General features: G+C 74.0%; 22 protein-coding genes and 1 riboswitch. Of the genes, 1 reads left to right on the top strand and 21 read right to left on the bottom strand.

Translation table 11 applies throughout. The features are described from left to right. Nucleotides 1-110 precede the first annotated feature (110 nt). The 14 genes from RY076_RS22270 to def form a co-directional block, all read right to left on the bottom strand. Nucleotides 111-719, bottom strand: coding sequence for a flavin reductase family protein (locus tag RY076_RS22270; RefSeq protein WP_323101899.1), 609 nt, complete (start codon nt 717-719; stop codon nt 111-113). Further along, the gene (locus tag RY076_RS22265; RefSeq protein ID WP_323101896.1) at nt 716-1,216 is read right to left on the bottom strand and encodes a PH domain-containing protein; all 501 of its coding nucleotides are present in this window, start codon (nt 1,214-1,216) and stop codon (nt 716-718) included. Before RY076_RS22265 ends, RY076_RS22270 begins: the two co-directional genes overlap by 4 nt. Continuing rightward, complete coding sequence (hisG, locus tag RY076_RS22260) at nt 1,213-2,058, bottom strand: ATP phosphoribosyltransferase (protein WP_323101894.1); 846 nt, start codon at nt 2,056-2,058, stop codon at nt 1,213-1,215. The genes RY076_RS22265 and hisG overlap by 4 nt, the downstream gene beginning before the upstream one ends. 50 nt (nt 2,059-2,108) lie before the next feature. Beyond that, the gene (locus RY076_RS22255) at nt 2,109-2,372 is read right to left on the bottom strand and encodes a phosphoribosyl-ATP diphosphatase (protein ID WP_323101891.1); all 264 of its coding nucleotides are present in this window, start codon (nt 2,370-2,372) and stop codon (nt 2,109-2,111) included. A gap of 44 nt (nt 2,373-2,416) precedes the next feature. Further along, nucleotides 2,417-2,941, bottom strand: a complete 525-nt coding sequence (gene ribH / locus RY076_RS22250) for a 6,7-dimethyl-8-ribityllumazine synthase (RefSeq protein ID WP_323101888.1) — start codon at nt 2,939-2,941, stop codon at nt 2,417-2,419. Further along, the gene (gene ribB, locus RY076_RS22245) at nt 2,938-4,179 is read right to left on the bottom strand and encodes a 3,4-dihydroxy-2-butanone-4-phosphate synthase (RefSeq protein WP_323101886.1); all 1,242 of its coding nucleotides are present in this window, start codon (nt 4,177-4,179) and stop codon (nt 2,938-2,940) included. The genes ribH and ribB overlap by 4 nt, the downstream gene beginning before the upstream one ends. Next, entirely contained in the window at nt 4,176-4,802 is a 627-nt protein-coding gene (locus tag RY076_RS22240) for a riboflavin synthase (RefSeq protein WP_323101885.1), read from the bottom strand. The genes ribB and RY076_RS22240 overlap by 4 nt, the downstream gene beginning before the upstream one ends. Nucleotides 4,803-4,805: 3 nt before the next feature. Further along, the gene (ribD, locus tag RY076_RS22235) at nt 4,806-5,819 is read right to left on the bottom strand and encodes a bifunctional diaminohydroxyphosphoribosylaminopyrimidine deaminase/5-amino-6-(5-phosphoribosylamino)uracil reductase RibD (protein ID WP_323101883.1); all 1,014 of its coding nucleotides are present in this window, start codon (nt 5,817-5,819) and stop codon (nt 4,806-4,808) included. Nucleotides 5,820-5,831: 12 nt separating this feature from the next. Continuing rightward, the gene (gene pnuC / locus RY076_RS22230) at nt 5,832-6,596 is read right to left on the bottom strand and encodes a nicotinamide riboside transporter PnuC (protein WP_323101880.1); all 765 of its coding nucleotides are present in this window, start codon (nt 6,594-6,596) and stop codon (nt 5,832-5,834) included. A gap of 128 nt (nt 6,597-6,724) precedes the next feature. Then, a riboswitch (FMN riboswitch) is annotated at nt 6,725-6,853 on the bottom strand. Nucleotides 6,854-6,922: 69 nt separating this feature from the next. Further along, nucleotides 6,923-7,579: a ribulose-phosphate 3-epimerase gene (gene rpe / locus RY076_RS22225; RefSeq protein WP_323101878.1), complete on the bottom strand. Its 657-nt coding sequence runs from the start codon at nt 7,577-7,579 to the stop codon at nt 6,923-6,925. Between the two features lie 81 nt (nt 7,580-7,660). Next, complete coding sequence (locus RY076_RS22220) at nt 7,661-8,017, bottom strand: VOC family protein (RefSeq protein WP_323101875.1); 357 nt, start codon at nt 8,015-8,017, stop codon at nt 7,661-7,663. A gap of 46 nt (nt 8,018-8,063) precedes the next feature. Next, a complete protein-coding gene (locus tag RY076_RS22215; RefSeq protein WP_323101871.1) occupies nt 8,064-9,596 on the bottom strand; it encodes an RsmB/NOP family class I SAM-dependent RNA methyltransferase in 1,533 nt (510 codons plus the stop codon). Next, entirely contained in the window at nt 9,589-10,536 is a 948-nt protein-coding gene (fmt, locus tag RY076_RS22210) for a methionyl-tRNA formyltransferase (protein ID WP_323101869.1), read from the bottom strand. Before fmt ends, RY076_RS22215 begins: the two co-directional genes overlap by 8 nt. A 7-nt stretch (nt 10,537-10,543) precedes the next feature. Continuing rightward, nucleotides 10,544-11,089 (bottom strand): peptide deformylase, encoded by a 546-nt coding sequence (gene def / locus RY076_RS22205; RefSeq protein ID WP_323101867.1) that lies wholly within the window; start codon nt 11,087-11,089, stop codon nt 10,544-10,546. A 186-nt stretch (nt 11,090-11,275) separates the two neighbouring features. Here def and RY076_RS22200 point away from each other — a divergent pair, with 186 nt between their 5' ends. After that, nucleotides 11,276-12,139: a hypothetical protein gene (locus RY076_RS22200; RefSeq protein ID WP_323101865.1), complete on the top strand. Its 864-nt coding sequence runs from the start codon at nt 11,276-11,278 to the stop codon at nt 12,137-12,139. 60 nt (nt 12,140-12,199) lie between these two features. Here RY076_RS22200 and RY076_RS22195 read toward each other — a convergent pair whose 3' ends face one another. From RY076_RS22195 to rpoZ, 7 genes are all read right to left on the bottom strand, one after another. Continuing rightward, the gene (locus RY076_RS22195) at nt 12,200-13,528 is read right to left on the bottom strand and encodes an MFS transporter (protein WP_323101863.1); all 1,329 of its coding nucleotides are present in this window, start codon (nt 13,526-13,528) and stop codon (nt 12,200-12,202) included. Further along, nucleotides 13,525-14,073 carry an ArsR/SmtB family transcription factor gene (locus tag RY076_RS22190; RefSeq protein WP_323101861.1) on the bottom strand — a complete coding sequence of 183 codons (549 nt, stop codon included), beginning with the start codon at nt 14,071-14,073 and terminating at the stop codon, nt 13,525-13,527. Before RY076_RS22190 ends, RY076_RS22195 begins: the two co-directional genes overlap by 4 nt. A 58-nt stretch (nt 14,074-14,131) precedes the next feature. Continuing rightward, nucleotides 14,132-15,424 (bottom strand): saccharopine dehydrogenase family protein, encoded by a 1,293-nt coding sequence (locus RY076_RS22185; protein WP_323101860.1) that lies wholly within the window; start codon nt 15,422-15,424, stop codon nt 14,132-14,134. Nucleotides 15,425-15,479: 55 nt separating this feature from the next. Next, nucleotides 15,480-17,531, bottom strand: coding sequence for a primosomal protein N' (locus RY076_RS22180; protein WP_323101859.1), 2,052 nt, complete (start codon nt 17,529-17,531; stop codon nt 15,480-15,482). Between the two features lie 16 nt (nt 17,532-17,547). Then, on the bottom strand, nt 17,548-18,768 hold the full coding sequence (gene metK / locus RY076_RS22175; RefSeq protein ID WP_323101856.1) for a methionine adenosyltransferase: 1,221 nt from the start codon (nt 18,766-18,768) through the stop codon (nt 17,548-17,550). Nucleotides 18,769-18,849: 81 nt separating this feature from the next. Continuing rightward, nucleotides 18,850-20,124: a bifunctional phosphopantothenoylcysteine decarboxylase/phosphopantothenate--cysteine ligase CoaBC gene (gene coaBC, locus RY076_RS22170; protein WP_323101913.1), complete on the bottom strand. Its 1,275-nt coding sequence runs from the start codon at nt 20,122-20,124 to the stop codon at nt 18,850-18,852. 36 nt (nt 20,125-20,160) lie between these two features. Further along, entirely contained in the window at nt 20,161-20,424 is a 264-nt protein-coding gene (gene rpoZ / locus RY076_RS22165) for a DNA-directed RNA polymerase subunit omega (protein ID WP_323101854.1), read from the bottom strand. Nucleotides 20,425-20,470: the final 46 nt, after the last annotated feature.

Genomic DNA, 20,470 nt, shown 5'->3' with positions numbered 1-20,470 from the left:
CCAGCACCACGCCGCTACGACGACTCACCGCCACCGTTCTGACCACCTGTCGCGGCGGGCTCGGCAGGCCGAGGTCACCCGTCGTGGGGCGGCCGGTCGCCGGACAGGCATCAGCCCCAGTAGTCGTCCATCGGCTCAGGTGCGTCGTCGCGGGCGGAGCTGCCGCGCCGCTCGGTCACGGCGAAGCGTCCGCGGTAGAAGAGCATCGGTCGTCCGGCCTCGCCGTCCTCCAGGCCACGCACTCGGCCGATGACGACGTCGTGGTCGCCGGCCACGTGCACCTGCTCCACTGTGCAGTGGATGCGGACGATGGCCCCGGGGATGCTCGGGCCGCCGTGCTCCGACTCCGACCACTCGAGCCCGTCGAAGCGTCGGCCGGCCGTCGAGCCGAAGCGGGCGACGACGTCACGCTGGTCGTGCTCGAGGACGTTGACCGTGAAGCGCCCCTGCGCGCGCATCCGGGGCCAGGAGCGTCCGCGGTGGTCGGCGCAGAAGAGGACGAGCGGCGGGCTCAGCGACACCGACGCGAACGACTGGCACGCGAACCCGACCGGCTCGCCGTCCTCGCCGTAGCCGGTGACGATCGTGACGCCGGTCGCGAAGTGTCCGAGCGCGTGGCGCAGGTGCTCGGGCGACGGCTCGACAGGCGTCGGCTCGGCGTCGAGCGTCGGCTCGGCGTCGAGCGTCGGCTCGGCGTCGGGGGTCGGCGCGTCGGTCACGGCCGCTCGCCCCCACCCGGCTCCCGCGCCTCGCCGAACGCCTGCACGAGCGCCGCGAGCCGTGAGGCCTCCCGGTCCGACACCTCGCCGTCGGCCTTCTGGATCGCCATGACGGCCACCGTGTCGCCGTCCTCGAGGTCGAGGCTGACCCACGGTTCGCCGCCACCGAACTGGACGCCGACGATCTCGGCCCACTCCAGGGTGCGGGTGACGACGAGGTTGCGCACGACGAGACCCTCGCGGCTCGGCACCGCGACGATCGAGGCGTAGCGCCAGGCCACGACGGCGAGCACGACGCCGAGGCCGAAGAACATGATCCGGTCGCCGGCGCCCCAGTGTCCGAGGGTCTGGGTCGGCATGAGCACGGCGATCGCCCCGAAGAGCGCGAGCGAGCCCCACGCGGCGGAGAGCGCGACGACCCGGCCACGACGCGGGCGGAACGGCGCGAGCGCGTCGCCCTGCGGGTGCGCGGCGGCCGGGACCGGGTCGCTGTTCACAGCCGGCACGCCGCGATGTCGGTGACGAGGATGGCCCGCGCACCGAGGTCGTAGAGCTCGTCCATGAGCCGGTTGCGCCCGATGCGGGGGACCATGGCGCGCACGGCGACCCATGCGTCGTCCTGCATCGGCGAGACGGTCGGCGACTCGAGGCCCGGGGTCAGCTCGCATGCCTTGTCGACCAGGTCCTTGGGGCAGTCGTAGTCGAGCATGACGTACGTGCGCGCCGTGATGACGCCCGCGATGCGCCGCTGGAGCACCTCGATGGCCTGGGCCTCGCCCGGGCGGTCGCCGCGGATCAGAACGGCCTCCGACCGCAGGATCGGCTCGCCGAAGACCTCGAGGCCCTGCTGGCGCAGGGTGGTCCCGGTCTCGACGACGTCGGCGATGCAGTCGGCGACACCGAGGGTGATCGCGGTCTCGACCGCACCGTCGAGGCGCACGACGTCGGCAGCCAGCCCGCGGGCGGCGAGATCGGCACGGACGAGCCCGGCGTAGGAGGTCGCGACGCGCTTGCCGGCGATCTCCTCGACCGACCCGACGTGCCCGGGCTTGCCGGCGTAGCGGAACGTCGACGCGCCGAAGCCGAGGGTCATGACCTCGACGGCGCCCGAGCCGGAGTCGAGGAGCAGGTCGCGGCCGGTGACCCCGGCGTCGACGGTGCCCGAACCGACGTACACGGCGATGTCACGCGGGCGCAGGTAGAAGAACTCGACGTCGTTGTCGTGGTCGGTGACGACGAGCTCCTTGGTGTCGCGACGCGTCCGGTAGCCCGCCTCGCGGAGCAGGTCGACGGTCGCCTCGGACAGGGAGCCCTTGTTGGGCACGGCGATGCGGAGCATGGTGGTCCTCGGAGTCCTCGAAGTCGTTGTGACGGAAAGGCGCTCGCGCCTCAGAGGTGCGCGTAGACGTCGTCGAGCGTGATGCCCTTGGCGATCATGAGGACCTGGAGATGGTAGAGCAGCTGGCTGATCTCCTCGGCGGCCTCGTCGGTGGTCTGGTACTCCGCGGCCATCCAGACCTCGGCAGCCTCCTCGACGATCTTCTTGCCGATGGCGTGGACGCCGGCATCGAGGGCCGCGACGGTGCCCGAGCCCTCGGGCCGCGTCGCCGCCTTGTCGGCCAGCTCGGCATACAGCTGTTCGAAGCTCTTCACGAGGTCCAAGGGTACGGGGACCCCGGTCCGGGCCCTGACCCCGCTCACTCCGTGGCGGTCCGGCTCGCCGGCACGACGTGCGCGCCGCCGTGGCCGGCCCCGGGCGGCGACACCCGGGCGAGGGCCACGACGGTGGCCACGGCCGCGGTCGCCGCCTCGTGGCCCTTGTCCTCGGCCGAGCCCGGCAGACCGGCCCGGTCGAGGGCCTGCTGCTCGTCGTCGCACGTGAGGACACCGAACCCGACGGGCGTGCCGGTGCTGACAGCGACGTCGGTGAGCCCGGCCGTCGCCGCCTGGCAGACGTACTCGAAGTGCGGCGTGCCGCCTCGGATGACGACGCCGAGGGCCACGAGGGCGTCGTACCACTCGGCGAGACGGGCACACGCGACCGGCAGCTCGAAGGTGCCGGGCACCCGCACGACGTCGACGTGCTCGACGCCGGCGTCGGCCAGGCCCCGCCGGGCGCCCTCGAGGAGCCCGTCCATGACCGTCTCGTGCCAGCTCGCCGCGACGACGGCCACGCGCAGGCCGCGACCGTCGGTGTGGATGGTGGGGGCGCCGTCCTTCATGCCGTCTCCTGTCCGTGCCGGGCGTCGTCGGTCGGAATGTCGTGACCGAGGCGCTCGCGCTTGGTGATGAGGTACTGCTCGTTGTCCTGCCCGACCGGGCCGTGGAGCCGCTCGACGGCGACGACGTCGAGCCCGAGGCCGCGCAGGGCCTGGACCTTCGTGGGGTTGTTCGTCAGCAGCACGACGCTGTCGACGCCGAGGTCGTGGAGCATCGCCGCCCCGGCCGCGTACTCACGGGCGTCGACGGGCAGCCCGAGCGCCGTCTGCGCGTCGACGGTGTCGGCGCCGCGGTCCTGCTGGGCGTAGGCGCGCAGCTTGTCGACGAGCCCGACGCCACGCCCCTCGTGGCCACCGAGGTAGACGACGACGCCGCCCTCGGCGCCGACCCGTGCCAGGGACGCCTGAAGCTGCGGGCCGCAGTCGCAGCGCAGCGAGCCGAACGCGTCGCCGGTGAGGCACTCGGAGTGCAGCCGCGTCAGCACCGGCCCGGTGCCGGACAGGCCGTGCAGGCCACGCGGGCTGACGAGGGCGACGTGCTCGTCACCGGTCAGGGTGTCGCGGTAGCCGTGGGCGGTGAAGGTGCCGTGGACGGTCGGGATGCGGGTCGTCGCGAGGCGCTCGACGCGGTCGTGGCGCTGGCGGTGCTCGACGAGCTGCTCGATGGTGACGACGGGCAACCCGTACTCGCGGCCCAGGGCGACGACCGCGTCGAAGCGCATCATCCGGCCGTCGTCGTGGACGAGCTCGCCGATGATGCCGACGGGCTCGAGGCCGGCCAGGCGGGTCAGGTCGACGGCGGCCTCGGTGTGGCCGGGGCGGGTCAGGACGCCGCCGTGCTTGGCTCGCAGCGGCAGGATGTGCCCGGGCCGGATGAGGTCGTCGGGAACCGAAGCGGGATCGGCGAGCACCTGGGCGGTGCGCAGCCGGTCGGCCGCGCTGATGCCGGTGGTGACGCCCGACGCGGCGTCGACCGACACGGTGTACGCGGTGCGGAGCGGGTCGCGGTTGTCGGCCACCATGAGCGGCAGGTCGAGCCGGTCGGCCACGGCGTCGGGCACGGGGGCGCAGAGGTAGCCCGACGAGTGGCGGATCGTCCACGCCATCCAGTCCTCGGTGGCGGTGGCGGCGGCGAGCACGAGGTCGCCCTCGTTCTCCCGGTTCTCGTCGTCGAGGACGAGGACCGGGCGTCCGGCACGCAGTGCGTCGAGGGCGTCCTCGACGGTCGACAGCCCGCTCATGACGTGACCTCCTGCGACTGGTGCGGGCGACCCTGCCGGTGCTCGAGGAGGCGCTCGACGTACTTGGCGATGACGTCGACCTCGAGGTTGACCGGGTCGCCGACGCCCTTGTGCCCCAGCGTCGTCAGGTCGAGCGTCGTCGGGATGAGGGAGACCGTGAAGGTGTCGTCGGTGACCGACGCAACGGTGAGCGAGACACCGTCGACGGTGATCGAGCCCTTCTCGACGACGTACCCGGCGAGGTCGCGGGGCAGGGTCAGCTCGACGGTCTCCCAGCGGTCGCCGGGCGTGCGCGCCGTGACGGTGGCCGTGCCGTCGACGTGCCCCTGCACGACGTGGCCGCCGAAGCGTCCGTCCGCGCGCATGGCGCGCTCGAGGTTGACGCGGTCGCCCGGCCGCAGGGCGCCGAGCGAGCTGCGCCGCAGCGTCTCGGCCATGACGTCGACGGTGAAGCCCTCGGCGTCGTGCTCGACGACGGTGAGGCACACGCCGTTGACGGCGATCGAGGCCCCGTGCACCGCCTCGGACACGACGAGCGGGCCGGTGATGCGCAGCACGGCGGAGTCGGCGCCGTGGTCGAGCGCGGCGACCGTGCCGAGCTCCTCGACGATTCCGGTGAACATGGACTACTCCTTCGTGGTGGCGTGGATGCGCACGTCGTCGTCGACGAGCGTCACGTCCGCGGTGTGGAGGCGGAGGGTGTCGGCGACCGTGCCGATGCCGAGGTCGGCCACGGCGTGGGGGCCGGCGCCGAGGAGGGCCGGGGCGAGGTAGGCATACACGTCGTCGACGAGCCCGGCGCCGAGGAAGGCGGCCGCGAGTGTCGGGCCGCCCTCGAGCCAGACGTCACGGATCCCCTTGCCCCACAAGCGCTCCAGCGCCTCCTTGGGATCGCGGGTGCGCAGGTGCAGGACGTCTCGGGCGCCGTCGTGCACGGCGGCGGACGCCGGGACGTCGCGCAGGCCCATGACGACGCGCAGCGGCTGGCGTGAGAGGTCGGCGCCCGACGCGTCCCGCACCGTCAGGCGCGGGTCGTCGGCGAGGAGCGTCCCCGTGCCGACGAGGACGGCGTCACGCGTCGCGCGCAGGCGGTGCACGTCGGCACGCGCCCCCGGGCCGGTGATCCAGCGGCTCGAACCGTCGGCCGCCGCGCTGCGCCCGTCGAGCGTCGCCGCGAACTTCCAGGTCACGAGAGGTCGCCCGAGGGCCACGGTCCGGGCCCACCGGGAGTTCAGCTCGGCGGCCTCGTCGGCGAGCAGGCCCCCGATGACGTCGACACCTGCCGCGTGCAGCTGCTCGGCCCCGCCCGCGGCGTCGGGGTTCGGGTCGCTCTGGGCGAAGACGACCCGGGCCACGCCCGCGTCCACGAGCGCGCCCGCGCAGGGACCGGTGCGTCCGTGGTGCGCGCACGGCTCGAGCGTGACGTAGGCCGTCGTGCCCGCGGCCCGCTCCCCCGCGTCGGCGAGGGCGACCACCTCGGCGTGCGGGGTGCCCGCACCGTGGTGGTAGCCCTCGCCGGCGACCGTGCCGTCGGCGGCCACCAGCACGCAGCCGACGCGCGGGTTGGGGTCGGGCCACGGCCCGGCTGCGGCGAGGTGGAGGGCTCGTCGCATCCAGGCCGAGGCGGCCGTGTCGCCCATGTCGAGCCCCGGTCAGCCGGTCTTGACGGCGGTCAGGTCGGGCTCGACGTCGGCCCGGTCGCTCGTGCGGGTCACCTTGACCCACTGGAGGAAGCCGTAGACGACGAACAGGCCGTAGAAGATGTAGAGCACGGACGTCGGCACGTAGTCGGTGGCGAAGCCGAGCGGCACCCCGACGAGGTCGACGGCGATCCACGCGAGCCAGAACTCGTTCCAGCCGCGGGCCATCGCGTACGTCGCGACGATCGAGCCGACGAAGATCCACGCGTCGCACCAGAAGAACCACCACTGCGGCGACCAGAACGGGTTGGGGGCCGCCTCGGACAGCATCCGGAAGACCTGCGCCGCGATGACGGTGCCGACGAGCCAGAACGCCACCGACACCGTGCGCTCGCGACCGGTGGCCCAGCGTGGGGTGATGGCCACGCCCGACGCGTCACCGGCGTGGCTGAGCCGCCGCACCTGGCTCCAGCGCCACCACCCGTAGATGCTCGTGACGATGAAGAAGATCTGCCGGCCGGCCTGTCCGTAGAGCGGGATGCGCTGGTCGGCGCCGAAGAGGGCGCCGGTGTAGACGAAGAACAGCAGGATGTTGGCGACGATCCCGACGGGCCAGGCCCAGACGAGGCGCTTCATCCCGAGGTAGGCGGAGGCGACGCCGATGAGGACGCCGATCAGCTCGGTCCAGTGCAGCTGGTAGGGACCGATGGGGATGGCGGCGTCGAGGACCTGCTGGAACAGGTTCTGCGAGGCGTCCGCGGCTGCGAGTGTGACCATGTGGTGTTCGTCCTCGGAGGTTCGTGGTGTGTGTCGGACGAACTCCGGGGGTACTCCACAGGTCGGGTCGGGCGGGCGCTGGCTGCGCGGACCCACGGGTGCGCGCACACCGGCCGTCGACGGCCTGTCTCGTGCTGCCTCCCATCCGGACTTTCACCGTCGGTCCTGGAATCCCACCAGGTCAACCGGCCGCTGGATGCGGTCGGGTCGCGGACTGTAACCGCCGGCTCGGAATTACACCGACCCCGGAGCACGTGCCTCCCAGTATGCACCCGCCCGCTGAGGCGTCGCACCCGGCGTCCGGGTGACGCCTGCCACGCCCCGGCTCAGTGGCGGTGACGCTCGGCGAGCTCGCGCAGCTGCCCTATCGCGGCGGCGGCATCCTCGGCCCCGTACACGGCCGACCCGGCGACGAAGACGTCGGCGCCCGCCTCCGCGCACTGCTCGATGGTGTCGGCGCTGACGCCGCCGTCGACCTGGACCCAGATCTCGCCGCCGTGGCGCCGCACGGCCTCGCGCACCTGCGCGACCTTCGGCATCTGGTCGGCCATGAAGGACTGTCCGCCGAACCCGGGCTCGACGGTCATGACGAGGACCATGTCGAGGTCGGGCAGCAGGTCCTCGTACGGCGCGAACGGCGTACCCGGCTTGATCGCCATCGACGCGCGGGCGCCCGCCGCCCGGAGCGTGCGGGCGAGGGTGCGGGGGTCGCGCGCCGCCTCGACATGGAACGTCACCGACTGGCAGCCCGCCTCGGCGTACGCCGGGGCCCAGCGGTCAGGGTCCTCGATCATGAGGTGAGCGTCGATCGGGATCGGGCTCACCGTGAGCAGCGCCTCGACGACGGGCAGCCCGAGCGTCAGGTTCGGCACGAAGTGCGCGTCCATGACGTCGACGTGGGCCCAGTCGGCGTCGCTGATGCGGCGCAGCTCGGACTCGAGGTTGGCGAAGTCCGCGGAGAGGATGCTCGGGGAGATCTGCACGCGCACAGCCTAGGGGTGGGCGCGCCCCGGCCCGCCGTCACCCGACCGTCGGCCGACCGTCGGCCGGCCGTCAACCCACCCTCAGCCGACGCAGAGGCAGAACGGGTGCCCGGCCGGGTCGAGGAAGACGCGGAAGCTCGTCCCCGGCTGGTGCTCGTGCCGGGTCGCCCCGAGCGCGAGGACCTCGGGTTCGGCCGCGTCGAGGTCCTCGACGACGACGTCGAGGTGCATCTGCTGGGGCCCCTGCTGACCCGGCCACTCCGGCGCCCGGAAGTCGGCGACCTGCTGGAAGCAGATGCAGTTGCCGTTCTCGGCGCGGATCTCGGCCCACCCGTCCGAAACGTCGACCTTCCAGTCGAGGAGCGTGCCGTAGAACGTGGCGAGGGCCGCGGCGTCGGGGCAGTCGATGACGAAGCTGGGGTACTGGGCGATGGCCATGGGCCGGACCCTAACGACCCTTCCGGACGTTCGGCGTCCGGAAGGCTCAGCGGCGGCGCAGGAGCGCCAGGAACATCGCGTCGGTGCCGTGGACGTGGGGCCACAGCTGCACGTACGGCCCGTCGCCGAGGCCCGCCAGCTCGTGGCCCGACGCATCCCGGAAGAGCGCGCGGGCGTCGACGAGCTCCACGTCGTCGCGCTTCTTCAGGACGTCCGTGACGACGAAGCGGGTCTCGTTGAGGTGGGGGCTGCACGTGGCGTAGGCGACGAGCCCGCCGGGTGCGGTGGCCTCGATCGCGGACGCGAGCAGCTCACGCTGAAGCCCGGCCAGGGCCGCGACGTCGCCGGGGGTGCGCCGCCAGCGAGCCTCGGGTCGCCGGCGCAGGGCGCCGAGGCCGGTGCACGGGGCGTCGACGAGGACGCGGCTGTAGCGGCCCGGTTCGTCGGTGCCCACCTCGCGGCCGTCGCCGTCGCGCACCTCGATGCGCGTGCCTGCCTCGTCGGCCGCGGCGCGCGCAGCGCCCAGCGTCTGGCGCACGAGGTCGGCACGGTGCTCACTGATCTCGTTGGCCACGAAGGGGATCCGACGCTGCACGGCGAGCGCTGCCAGCAGGCCCGCCTTGCCACCCGGCCCGGCGCAGAGGTCGAGCCAGCGCTCGCGCCCAGCGGCCTCGCCCGTGACGTCGGCGGCGGCCAGGGCGAGCGCGAGCAGCTGCGACCCCTCGTCCTGCACGGCGGCACGGCCCTCGCGCACCGCGCGGATGGCCCCCGGGTCGCCCTCGGGCAGGACGGCCCCGACCGGGCTCGTCACCGAGGCATCGGCCCCCGCGTCGAGCAGCTCGTCGAGGGTGGCCAGGCCCGGCCGGGCGACGAGCGAGACCCGCGGCGGGGCGTTGTCGGCGGCGAGCAGCGCGGCGAGCGGCTGGTCGACGCTCGAGGCGGTGGCCGCCCCGTGTCCGATGAGGGCGGCGCGCAGCGCCTTGACGACCCACACCGGGTGCGACGTGCGGACCGCCAGGGCCTCGAGCGGGTCATCGGCGCGCTCCGTGACGGCCTGCACCCAGGCGTCGAGGTCGCGCTCGCTGATGCGGCGCATGACGGCGTTGACGAAGCCCGCCGCGCCGGCGCCGTTGACCTGGCGCGCGAGGGCGACGGTCTCGTCGACGGCGGCGTGGGTGGGCACCCGCATGCCGAGCAGCTGGTGCGCGCCGAGGCGCAGCGTGTCGAGCACCTTGGGGTCGATCCGGTCGACGGGGCGGTCGGCCGCCACGGACGCGATGGCGTCGTAGAGGCCGCGCAGGCGCGTCGCCCCGTAGACGAGCTCGGTGGCGAACCCGGCGTCGCGGCCGCTGATCCGCTTCTCGCGCAGGAGCTTCGGCAGCGCGAGGTTGGCGTAGGCGCCCTCGGCGACGTCGCGCATCACGGTGTACGCGGCGAGCCGTGCCGGGTCGGTGCGCCGCGCCCTCTCCGACGGACGCTGGGAGGAGCGGTGCTGGGCCGAGCGGTTGCGCGCCGGTGGCCGCTGGCGCCCGGAGCGGGACCGGTCGGAGTCGCCCTGACCGGAGGACTGGTCACTCACCACCGAGCACCTCCCCTGCCTCGACGCGGGTGCCGCGGGCCCAGTCGGCGGCGGGCATCGGCTTCTTGCCGTGGGCCTGGACGGTCCCGAGCTGGACGGGCACCGTGCGGGTGCCGACGAAGACGGCCCGCTTGGTGACGAGCAGCTGCCCGGACGCCAGGGTGTCGTGCCCGGCGACCTCGTCGGGTGCGGCGAGGCTCACCGGCGCGACCTTGAACCGCTCGCCGCGGAAGGTCGTCCAGGCGCCCGGAGCCGGGGTGCAGCCACGGACGAGACGGTCGACGGCGATGGCCGGGTTCGACCACGTGATGCGCGCGTCGTCGACCTCGATCTTCGGTGCGAGCGAAACCCCTTCTGCTGCTTGGGGAACCGCGACGAGCTCGCCGCTCGCGATGCCGTCGAGCGTGGCGACGAGCAGCCCGGCGCCGGCCGACGCGAGCCGGTCGAGGAGGTCGCCGGCGGTGTCGGTGGGGCGGATCGTCTCGGTCATGACGCCGTAGACGGGTCCGGTGTCGAGCCCCTTCTCGATGAGGAACGTCGAGGCGCCGGTGACCTCGTCGCCGGCCATGATCGCGTGCTGCACCGGGGCCGCACCGCGCCAGGCCGGCAGGAGGGAGAAGTGCAGGTTGACCCACCCGTGCGTCGGCACGTCGAGGGCGGCCTGCGGCAGGAGGTTGCCGTACGCCACGACCGGGCACGCGTCGGGCTCCAGGGCGCGCAGCGCCTCGAGGAAGTCGGGGTCCCCGGCCCGCGACGGCGTCAGCACGGGAACGCCGAGCTCCTCGGCGCGGCGACGCACGGGCGAGGCCTCGAGGCGGCGACCCCGGCCCGCCGGGGCGTCGGGACGCGTGACGACACCGACGAGGTCGTGCCCGGAGGCCGCGACCGCGTCGAGACTGGGCAGCGCCACGTCGGGCGTGCCGGCGAAGACGACCCTCACAGCGCCCTCACAGTGCCCGGCCGAACGTCGAGTGCGGGCTGATGCGGACCTCCGGCGGGTTGTCGGCGAACCACTCCGCCTCGCGGATCGCGCGCATCGCGGCCTTGCGCGCCTCGGGATCGAGCCGGTCGACGAAGAGGATGCCGTCGAGATGGTCGGTCTCGTGCTGGACGGCCCGGGCGAGCAGCTCGGTGCCCTCGAGGACGACGGGCTCGCCCCACATGTTCTGGCCCTTGGCGACGACGGACAGGGCACGCTTCGTGTCGAACGCGAGGCCCGGGATCGACAGGCACCCCTCCGGGCCGTCCTGCTCCTCGTCGGACAGCTGGAGGTCCGGGTTGACGAGGTGCCCGAGGACGCCGTCGACGTAGTAGGTGAAGACCCGCAGCCCGACGCCCAGCTGCGGGGCGGCGAGGCCGGCACCGGGCGCGTCCATCATCGTGTCCTCGAGGTCCTTGACGAGGACCCGCAGCTCCTTGTCGAAGTCGACGACCTCGGCCGCGCGGCTGCGCAGCACGGGATCGCCGAAGAGGCGGATGTCCTTGATCGACACGGATGCGGGTCCTTCGGTCGGGTCCGGGCGGGCAGGCCCGATTCTAGGCCCGCGGCGCCGGGGCCCCTGGAACTGGTGCAAAAAGACCGAAATGAGCACGAAATCGGGCGAAGAGGTGGAGTGTATGGTCTGCCACTTCACGCGTTCCGGCACCCAGCCGGAGGGCCCGATCCCGAGGAAGCCCGCATGCACCACCCCTCCCCCAGCCGCACGCGCTTCCGGCGCCTGCGCGGCGTCCTTCTCGCCGCCTCGGCCGCTGCGCTCCTGGTCCCTTTCGCGACTGCCGCGACCCAGGTCGCTGCCTCCCCCACGACCGAGGCCGTCGCTGCGGCGCCAGCGACGAAGCACTTCATCACCAACCTCCACGGCTCCACGGCCCCCAAGGGCCTCGGCTACGACGTCTTCGACACCGGCGCCTCCGGCGTCGCCGGGCTGCCGACCGGCGTCCAGGGCCTCGTGTGGCTGGGCCAGAAGTGCCCGACGCCCGCCGACGCGACGTTCCGAGCGACCGTCGACAAGCTCGCCGCCAACCCCAGGGTGTTCGGCTACTACCTGTCCGACGAGCCGCACATCGGCGACTGCCCGCGCGGCCCGGCAGCGCTGGCCAGCCGCGCCGACTACATCCGGGCCCGTAGCCACGGCACCCAGAAGTCGTTCATCGTCCTGTCGAAGATCGCCGACTACGGCCCGTTCCGCCCCGCGGCCAGCCACGTCGACCTCGTCGGCCTCGACCCGTACCCGTGCTCGACGGCCTCCCCCACGTGCCCGCTGACGAAGATCAGCGACAAGGTCGCGGCGGCGCGCAAGGCCGGCATCCCGCTCGCCGCGATCGTCCCGGTGTTCCAGACCTTCGGCCAGCAGAGCATCTCGGGCGGCTACTACCGGCTGCCCTCTGCCGCGCAGATGCAGTCGATGCTCTCGGAGTGGCACCGCCTCGTGCCGACGCCGGTGATGGACTACTCCTACGGCTGGGGCCACCAGAGCTCGTCCAACCCGACGCTCGTCGACTCGAGCGGCCTGCAGCGCGTCATGGCCACCCACAACGGGTGACGGCCCACTGACCGGCACGCTTGGTACGCCCGGTACGCCCGGTACGCCACGGCCGGGCGGTCAGGACCTCGACTCGAGAGCCTGGCCGTCGGCCGGGGTGGCGTCGTGGGCCGTGTCGGACGCCGTCGTGGCGTCGGGCACGGCGTCGGGCACGTCGTCGTGCGACAGGTCGCGCACGGAGCGCGACAGCAGCGCCGACAGGGCGACGACGAGGTAGACGGCGGCACTGCCGACGAGGAGCGACTCGAGGTCGACGACCGCGGCGAGCCAGCCGTAGAGGAAGGTGCCGACCGGCATCGCGACGAACGACCCCAGCGCGTCGTAGCTCGACACCCGCGAGAGCACCGCGAGCGGGACGTGCTCGTGCAGCGCCGTCGACCACCCGACCCCGAACACCTCGACGGCAGCGCCTGCGACGAGGAAGCCGAGGGCGACCGGCACCAGCGACGGGTCGAGGCCGAGTATCGCCATCGGCACGGCGAGCAGCGTCATCGCGAGCATGCCGGCGCGCAGCGGGTGGGGCAGGCGCAGGCGCAGCATGACGAGCGTCATGAGCACCGTGCCGACCGCCTCCGCTGACAGGATGATCCCCCAACCCGCCTCTCCGATCGAGGGGTTCGAGGTTGCCACGAGCGGACCGAGCACCCCGAGGACGCCGATGTGGATGGCGTTGAGGACACCGAAGACGAGCACGACGACCCACAGCCACTCGCGCCGGGTGAACTCGCCCCACCCCTCCTTGATGTCGCGCACCATCGAGGACCGCGGGGGCGTCGCGCCCGACGGCGCGGCCACGTCGCTCCGTGGCAGGCGGACCCGCGAGAGGCACACGATCGCGACGACGTACGTCAGGGCGTCGACGGCCAGGGCCCAGCCGGGTCCGACCGACACGACGAGCCCGCCGGCGACGGCAGGTCCGACGACGGCCAGCCCGCTGCGACTGAACGACAGCAGGGCATTGGCCTGCTGGAGCCGCGACCGCTCGACGACGAGCGGCACGATGCCCATCATCGCCGGCATCGTGAAGGCCGACACGGCGCCGTTGAGGGCCTCGATGACGGTCAGCTGGGTGAGGGTCGCGTGCCCGCTGATGACGAGCGCGGCGGCCGCGCCCTGCGTGAGCAGCGTGAGGGCGTGCGACACCTGCATGACGGTGATCCGCGAGAACCGGTCGGCGATGACGCCGCCGACGAGCAGGAACACGACCATCGCCAGCGTGCGCGCCCCGAGCACCTGGGCCAGTGCCCCGGCCGACTCGTCGACGTGCAGGACGGCGAAGGCCAGCGCGACGGGCGCCATGACCGAGCCCACCGTCGAGACCGTGCGCGCGGCGAAGTACCAGGCGAACCGCCGGTCCCCGAGCGCCCCGAAGGACTGGCGCAGCTTCATGACCTCTCCTGCCCTGCGTCATCCCCCGGGCGCAGACGGAAGGCGGCCACGGACAGCGCCGCCCGCACCGTGCCCTCGGTCCGCGGGGGTCGGGCCGACGCGTGCAGCAGCGTGCTCGCCTCGTCGACGAGGGCACAGACGCGCTCCCACGCCTCGGGCTCGACCCAGAGGTCGGCATCGGTGAAGCGGCTCGGGGTGCCCTGCTGCCGCTCGAGGAAGCGACGGGGGATCATGTCGGCGAGGACCCGCACGTAGGCGAGCCGGTCCTCCTCCTTGGTCGCCCGTGGCCGCTGCGCGGGCGCGTCCCACGGGTGCCGGTACTTCTTCGCGCGCCCACCTCGCACGCTCTCCTCGCCGGCGATCTCGAGCAGCCCGGCCGACTCGAGCAGCCGCAGGTGGTAGCTGGCGTTGGCCTGGGTGACGCTGAGCTCGCGGGCCACCTCGGCGGCGCTCAGCTCGGCACCGGTGAGCAGCGAGAGCATCTGCAGCCGCAGCGGGTGGGCCGTGGCGCGGAGCTCGCTGATCCGCTCTTCCTCCAAAGACATGTTTGGGAGTATGGTGCGCGCGACACCCGACCGTCAAGCATCTCTTTGGGGGTTGGTGTCAGGCGGTGGCCTGCCGTTCCACCTCGAGGGTGAAGCCCTGCGCGCGGAGGCGGTCGGCGAGGCGCTCCCCCAACGCCGTCGAGGGCGTGCCGACGCCGGTGCGCAGCGGCAGGCCGGCGTCCCTTGCGAGGGCGAGCACCGACTCCCCGAGCATCACGGCGGTCCCGCCGTAGCCGGGGTCGAACGGGGCCGCGACGCGTGCCACGTAGCGGGCGCCGGTCGTCGTCGTCGCCTCGACGTCCATCCGGAACCGGCCGGCGGCGCGCTGCTCGGCACTGGGCCCCTCTCCCGGTGCCGGCAGGAAGCGGTCGAGCACCGCCCGCGTCGGCGCGAACGACAGCCCGGCCAGGCCGCCGACGAGACCGACCCCCATCCCGGCCGCGAGTACCGGTGACAGCGGACCGCGCCCGAAGTCGACGACCTCCCGGTAGCGCAGCCCGCGCCCGTAGGACCAGTCCGTCAGCGTGTTCGACAGGCGTACGACGCGGGTGTTGAACCCCGCCATGACGAACGGTCCGCTCCACCGGCCGCTGCGGGGGTCGCGGTCGACCGGCACGAGCCCGCGCAGCCGCCCCACGAGTCCCCGTCGCCGTCCGCTGCCGTTGCTCGGCTCGTCCGCGCGGCGCGGGCTCAGAGCGTACGGGTCGGCGAGCACCCGGCGCACCCCGGCGTCGGAGCGCGCGGCGATCGCCTGGCGGCGGGCGGAGTCGACGGTGCCGCCGGAGAACCCGCCCTTCATCGACCGCACCCGCAGCGTCACGTCGGTCAGCGTGCCCTCGTCGTCGGCAGCGGCCCGGCGCGCTGCGAGGAGCACGCCGAGGTCCGAGGGGATCGAGTCGAAACCGCAGGCGTGCACGATCGCCGCACCGGTCTCACGGGCGCGGGCGTCGAGCTCGTCGAGCGACCAGCGCACGAAGAGCACCTCTCCGGTCAGGTCGGCGTAGTGGGTGCCCTCCTCGGCACAGGCCCGGGCCACCTCTCGCCCGTGCGCGTCGTAGGGCCCGACGGTCGTGGCGAGCACCCGGGTGCGCGCGGCGAGGGCGCGCAGCCCGGCCGCGTCGGCGGCGTCGACGGCCACCACCTCCCAGCGCGACGCCACGGGGTCGGCGCCGGACAGCTCGACCCGCAGGGCCTCGAGCTTCTCGCGGGACCGCCCGGCGAGGGCGACACGGACGGGAGCGTCGGGTTCGTCCCCAGCGCGCCGGGCCAGGTGGGCGGCAGTCAGCGCGCCGACGAAGCCGGTGGCGCCGTAGAGGACGATGTCGAGGTCGCGCGCAGGCAAGGACGGCATGGGGTCCACTGTGCCAGCCGGACCCGCCGGCAGGGTCGCTCGACGGGAGTGGTGCTCACCACCCGTCGACGGGGTCGACGCGCACCGTGACGATGTCGGTCTCCTTGCGCGCGGACCGGAACGCCTTGAGCGCCAAGAGCGCCCGCGTCAGCTCGGCGGTGTCGGTCGCGGGCACCCGGACGAGCACGTGGTGGTCGCTCGGGCGCCGCTCCCCATCGGCGTCGCCCGAGCTGCCGGCGGGGCCGCGTCGTGACGCCACGCCGCCGGCGAGGGGCACGGGCCCGAGCACCTGCGCCGACGCCGGCAGGTCGGCCTGCTCGAGGGCCTCCTCGAGCGCCCGACGGGTGCCGGTCAGCTGGGCCACGCGGGCAGCCGGCGGCAGCCCCAGCTCGCGCCGGTCGGCGAGCTCGCGCTCGGCCAGCCAGGCCGGGTCCCAGCGCACCAGGGCCTCGACGGCGGGCAGGGCGACGCCGTCGGGCACGCCGCAGAGCACGACCGCCCGCCCCTCCCTCGCCAGGGCTGCGGCCGTGGTCCACCGGCGCAGCGCCTCGAGGGGCGCGTCGTGCACGGGCAGGTCGAGGCTGGCCCACGCGTCGAGCAGGAGCACGGCGGTGTACCCGGCGTCGGCCACGGGTTCGGCCCCGGGCGTGGCGATGACGAGCGCAGGCTCGCGGCCGACGGACCGCAGCACCTCGCCCGAACCGGACGTGTGCACCGCGACACCGGGAAAGGCCCGGCCGATCTCCTCCGCGGTGCGCCGCACGCCGGTGATCGACGAGCGCAGCCGGGGCGAGCCGCACTCGAGGCACCGGAACGACCCCGGCGTGACGTCCAGGCCACACCAGCGGCACGCCGGCGCCGCGCCCGACGCGCCGACCGACACGGGCCCGCGGCAGCGCTGGCAGCGCACGGGCGTGCGGCACTCGGCGCAGCTGAGCGAGGGCAGGTAGCCGCGACGCGGAACCTGGACGAGGACGGGCCCGTCGACGAGCGCGTCCTTGGCGACGCGGTGCGCCCGCGCCGGGATGTGGGCGCGGGCGGCGGGCCCGTCGCGCTCCTCGTCGGCGCCCTCCCCAGCGACGCCCACGCGGGGCACCGCGCCCCGCAGGCCCGGGCCCGGCTCGACGGGCACCAGCGCGCCCGACTCGACCTCGGCCTCCACGCGCAGGCTGCGGGCGAAGCCGCCGGCGAGCAGGGCGGCGCCGGTGGCGGCGGCCCGCAGGCCGAGGACGACACCGGTGTGGTGGTAGGGCGCGCGGGGCTCGGACAGCAGGTCGTCGCCGTCGTCCCACCACGCGACGAGGCCGAGGTCGCGCACCGGGGCGAAGGCGGCCGCGCGGGTGCCGATGACGACCCGGACGTGCCCGCGCAGCACCTTGAGCCAGGCCGTGTACCGCGCCTGCGGCCCCTGGTCGGCGGTGAGCCGCACGTGCCGGCCGGGCCCCAGGGCCGCCGTCAACGCCGCGTCGAGGCGGTCGACGTCGCGGTGGTCGGGGACGACGAGCAGCGAGCCGCGCCCGGCGGCGAGGGCCGTGGCGGCGGCGACGGCCAGCGCCGCCGGCCAGTCGTGGTCGGGGGTGCGACCCGGCAGGGCGGTCCAGGCCGCGGCCGGGCCCTCGCCCGCGGTCACCCGGCGCAGCCAGGCCGGCCCGGCCGGGTAGGCCGTCCACGGGCCGGGCTCGGGCACCTCGACGGGCTCGGCGTCGGGCGCCTCGAGGGCCAGCGCCCGCTCGGCGGTCGCGTGCCGCTTGGGCACCGCCAGGCGCAGCACGTCGCTCAGGGTGCCGGCGTACCGGTCGGCGACGGCCCGGCACAGCGCGAGGACCTCCGGCGTCAGCACCGGCTCGGCGCTGACGACCCGGCGCAGCGGCGCGAGGCGCCCGTCGTGCTCGGGCATGGCGCGTCGTTCGACGACGAAGCCGTCGAGGTCGCGCCCGGCGAAGCGGACGCGCACGCGGGCACCCGGCACGGCGTCGGCGTCCATCTCCTCGGGGACCGCGTACTCGAAGAGCCGGTCGAGGTGCGCCAGCGGCGTCTCCACGACGACCGCAGCGACCGGCCCGGAGGCCGGTCGCTGCGACTGGTCGTTGCTCGTCTCGTCGCCCACGGGGGCGAATCTAGCCTCAGGCGGAGACGGCGGCCCTCAGGGCATCCACACGGTCGGTGCGCTCCCACGTGAAGGCGTTGTCGATGCCGTCGGCCTTGGTGCGGCCGAAGTGGCCGTAGGCGGACGTCGGCTTGTAGATCGGGCGGAGCAGGTCGAGCGCGTCGACGATCGCCGCCGGACGCAGGTCGAAGACGTCGCCGATGGCCTGCTGGATGGCGTCGACCGACACGGTCTCGGTGCCGAAGGTCTCGACGTAGAGGCCGACCGGCTGCGCCTTGCCGATGGCGTAGGCCACCTGGACCTCGCAGCGGCGGGCGAGGCCGGCCGCCACGATGTTCTTGGCCACCCAGCGCATCGCGTAGGCGCCCGAGCGGTCGACCTTGCTCGGGTCCTTGCCGCTGAAGGCGCCGCCGCCGTGGCGGGCCATGCCGCCGTAGGTGTCGACGATGATCTTGCGGCCGGTGAGGCCGGCGTCGCCCATCGGGCCGCCGATCTCGAAACGGCCGGTGGGGTTGATGAGGGCGCGGAAGCTCGAGGTGTCGAGGTCGGTGCCGCTCGCCGCGAGCTCCTCGAGGACCGGGGCGAAGACGTGCTCGCGGATGTCGGGCTCGAGCATGCCCTCGAGGGAGACGTCCGGCGCGTGCTGGGTGGACAGCACGACGGTGTCGAGCTTGACGGCCCGGTCGCCCTCGTAGGCGATGGTGACCTGGGTCTTGCCGTCGGGGCGCAGGTAGGCCAGCTCCTCGCTCTTGCGCACCTGGGTCAGGCGCTCGGCGAGGCGGTGGGCCACGAAGATCGGCAGCGGCATCAGCTCGGGCGTCTCGTCGCACGCGTAGCCGAACATGAGGCCCTGGTCGCCGGCGCCCTGCTTGTCGAGCGGGTCGACGCCGCCGTGGCGGTTCTCGTGGGCGGTGTCGACACCCTGGGCGATGTCGGGCGACTGGGCGCCGATCGAGATCGAGACGCCGCAGGTGCGGCCGTCGAAACCCTTCTGGGAACCGTCGTAGCCGACCTCGAGGATCGTGTCGCGGACCAGCTGCGGGATCTCGACGTAGCCGGTCGTCGAGACCTCACCGGCGACGTGGACGAGGCCGGTCGTGACCATGGTCTCGACGGCGACGCGGGCCTGCGGGTCGACCCGCAGGAGGGCATCGAGGACGGAGTCGCTGATCTGGTCGCAGATCTTGTCCGGGTGTCCCTCGGTGACGGACTCGGACGTGAACAGACGTGCGGACACTGGCTCTCCCTGGATCGGGTGCGGGTGGTGTGGCCCGGTCGGCGGCGCTCGTGGCGCGGGCGTGTTGCGTGAGTGTAACCGTCACCCGATGAGCGGGGTCAGGGTGTCCCAGAGGGCGTCGGCGACGCTGGCCTTGCTCGCGGGCCCGACCGTGACGACCTCGTCGGTGCCGCGTCGGAGCACGTGGACGGTGGTGTCGTCCTTGCCGAACGTGAGGTCGGTGCCGACCTCGTTGACGACCTGCACGTCGCTGCCCTTGCGGGCGAACTTGGCGCGCGCGTGGTCCATGACCGACCCGTTCACGTCGCCCGTCTCGGCGGCGAAGCTGACGACGAGCGGCCGCTGGGCGCCGAGGGCATCGCGGTCGGCGACGAGGCCGCGGACGATGTCGGGGTTCTCGACGAGCTCGACGGTCAGACCGCCCTCGCCCGGAGCTGCGGTGGGGTCCTTCTTGATCTTGCTGTCGCTGACCGTCGCCGGACGGAAGTCGGCGGGGGCCGCGGCCATGACGACGACGTCGGCCCCCTGCGCGGCGGCGGTGACGGCGTCGCGCAGCTCGAGGGTGGTGCCGACGCGGACGACGCGGATGCCGTCGGGCGCCGGGAGGTCGACGTTGGCGGCCACGAGCGTCACCTCGGCGCCGCGGGCGGCGGCGGACGCGGCGATGGCCAGGCCCTGCTTGCCCGAGCTGCGGTTGCCGAGGAAGCGGACCGGGTCGAGCGGCTCGCGGGTGCCCCCGGCGGACACGACGACGCGGCGCCCGGCGAGCGGGCCCTGCCCCGACGCGTCAGGGGCGTCCGACGCGTTCGACGCGTCCGACGCGTTCGGCACGCGGTCGAGCACCTCGAGGCACGCGGCGTAGATGTCCTCGGGCTCGGGCAGCCGCCCCGCGCCGGAGTCGGCGCCGGTGAGGCGGCCCACGGCGGGCTCGACGACGTGGACGCCGCGCGAGCGCAGCGTGGCGACGTTGGCCCGCGTGGCGGCGTGTTCCCACATCTCGGTGTGCATCGCCGGGGCGAAGACCACCGGGCAGCGCGCCGTGAGGAGCGTGTTCGTGAGCAGGTCGTCGGCCAGGCCGTGCGCGGCCTTGGCGAGCACGTCGGCCGTGGCCGGGGCCACGACGACGAGGTCGGCGTTCTGGCCGATCCGCACGTGCGGCACCTCGTGGACGGAGGTCCACACCTCGGTCGAGACCGGCTTGCCCGACAGCGCCGACCACGTCGGCGCCCCGACGAAGCGGAGCGCCGCCGCGGTGGGCACGACGGTGACGTCGTGGCCGGCCTCGGTGAACAGGCGCAGCAGCGTGCACGCCTTGTAGGCGGCGATGCCGCCGCTGACGCCGAGGACGACGCGCATCGGACCGCCGTGGCTCGCGACGCTCAAGGGGAGCGCTCAGCCCTCGGTGGGCTCGGACGTGAGCAGGCCCTCGTTGATCTCACGCAGTGCGATCGACAGCGGCTTCTCGTGGACCTCGGTCTCGACGAGCGGGCCGACGTAGTCGAGCAGGCCCTCCTGCAGCTGCGAGTAGTACGCGTTGATCTGGCGGGCGCGCTTGGCCGAGTAGATGACGAGCGCGTACTTGGAGTCGGCGGCGGTCAGCAGGTCGTCGATCGGCGGGTTGGTGATGCCGATGGGAGCAGCCTGGGTACCGGACACGGTGATCTCGTTTCGTTCGGGGGTCGGCGCGTACCTGCCTGACCGG

This window comes from Intrasporangium zincisolvens (assembly GCF_034724055.1).
Classification (GTDB): Bacteria; Actinomycetota; Actinomycetes; order Actinomycetales; family Dermatophilaceae; genus Monashia; species Monashia zincisolvens.
This window is presented reverse-complemented; position numbering and strand designations above follow the sequence as displayed.

Bases quoted from the DNA above. Each gene is read 5' to 3' on its own strand.
- coaBC (WP_323101913.1), bottom strand. From the start codon at position 20,124: ATGCGCGTCGTCCTCGGCGTCAGCGGCGGCATCGCCGCCTACAAGGCG.
- RY076_RS22200 (WP_323101865.1), top strand. From the start codon at position 11,276: ATGCACCACCCCTCCCCCAGCCGCACGCGCTTCCGGCGCCTGCGCGGC.
- RY076_RS22190 (WP_323101861.1), bottom strand. From the start codon at position 14,073: ATGTCTTTGGAGGAAGAGCGGATCAGCGAGCTCCGCGCCACGGCCCAC.
- ribD (WP_323101883.1), bottom strand. From the start codon at position 5,819: ATGGGCGACACGGCCGCCTCGGCCTGGATGCGACGAGCCCTCCACCTC.
- RY076_RS22185 (WP_323101860.1), bottom strand. From the start codon at position 15,424: ATGCCGTCCTTGCCTGCGCGCGACCTCGACATCGTCCTCTACGGCGCC.
- RY076_RS22240 (WP_323101885.1), bottom strand. From the start codon at position 4,802: ATGTTCACCGGAATCGTCGAGGAGCTCGGCACGGTCGCCGCGCTCGAC.
- RY076_RS22195 (WP_323101863.1), bottom strand. From the start codon at position 13,528: ATGAAGCTGCGCCAGTCCTTCGGGGCGCTCGGGGACCGGCGGTTCGCC.
- RY076_RS22220 (WP_323101875.1), bottom strand. From the start codon at position 8,017: ATGGCCATCGCCCAGTACCCCAGCTTCGTCATCGACTGCCCCGACGCC.
- ribH (WP_323101888.1), bottom strand. From the start codon at position 2,941: ATGAAGGACGGCGCCCCCACCATCCACACCGACGGTCGCGGCCTGCGC.
- hisG (WP_323101894.1), bottom strand. From the start codon at position 2,058: ATGCTCCGCATCGCCGTGCCCAACAAGGGCTCCCTGTCCGAGGCGACC.
- pnuC (WP_323101880.1), bottom strand. From the start codon at position 6,596: ATGGTCACACTCGCAGCCGCGGACGCCTCGCAGAACCTGTTCCAGCAG.
- ribB (WP_323101886.1), bottom strand. From the start codon at position 4,179: ATGAGCGGGCTGTCGACCGTCGAGGACGCCCTCGACGCACTGCGTGCC.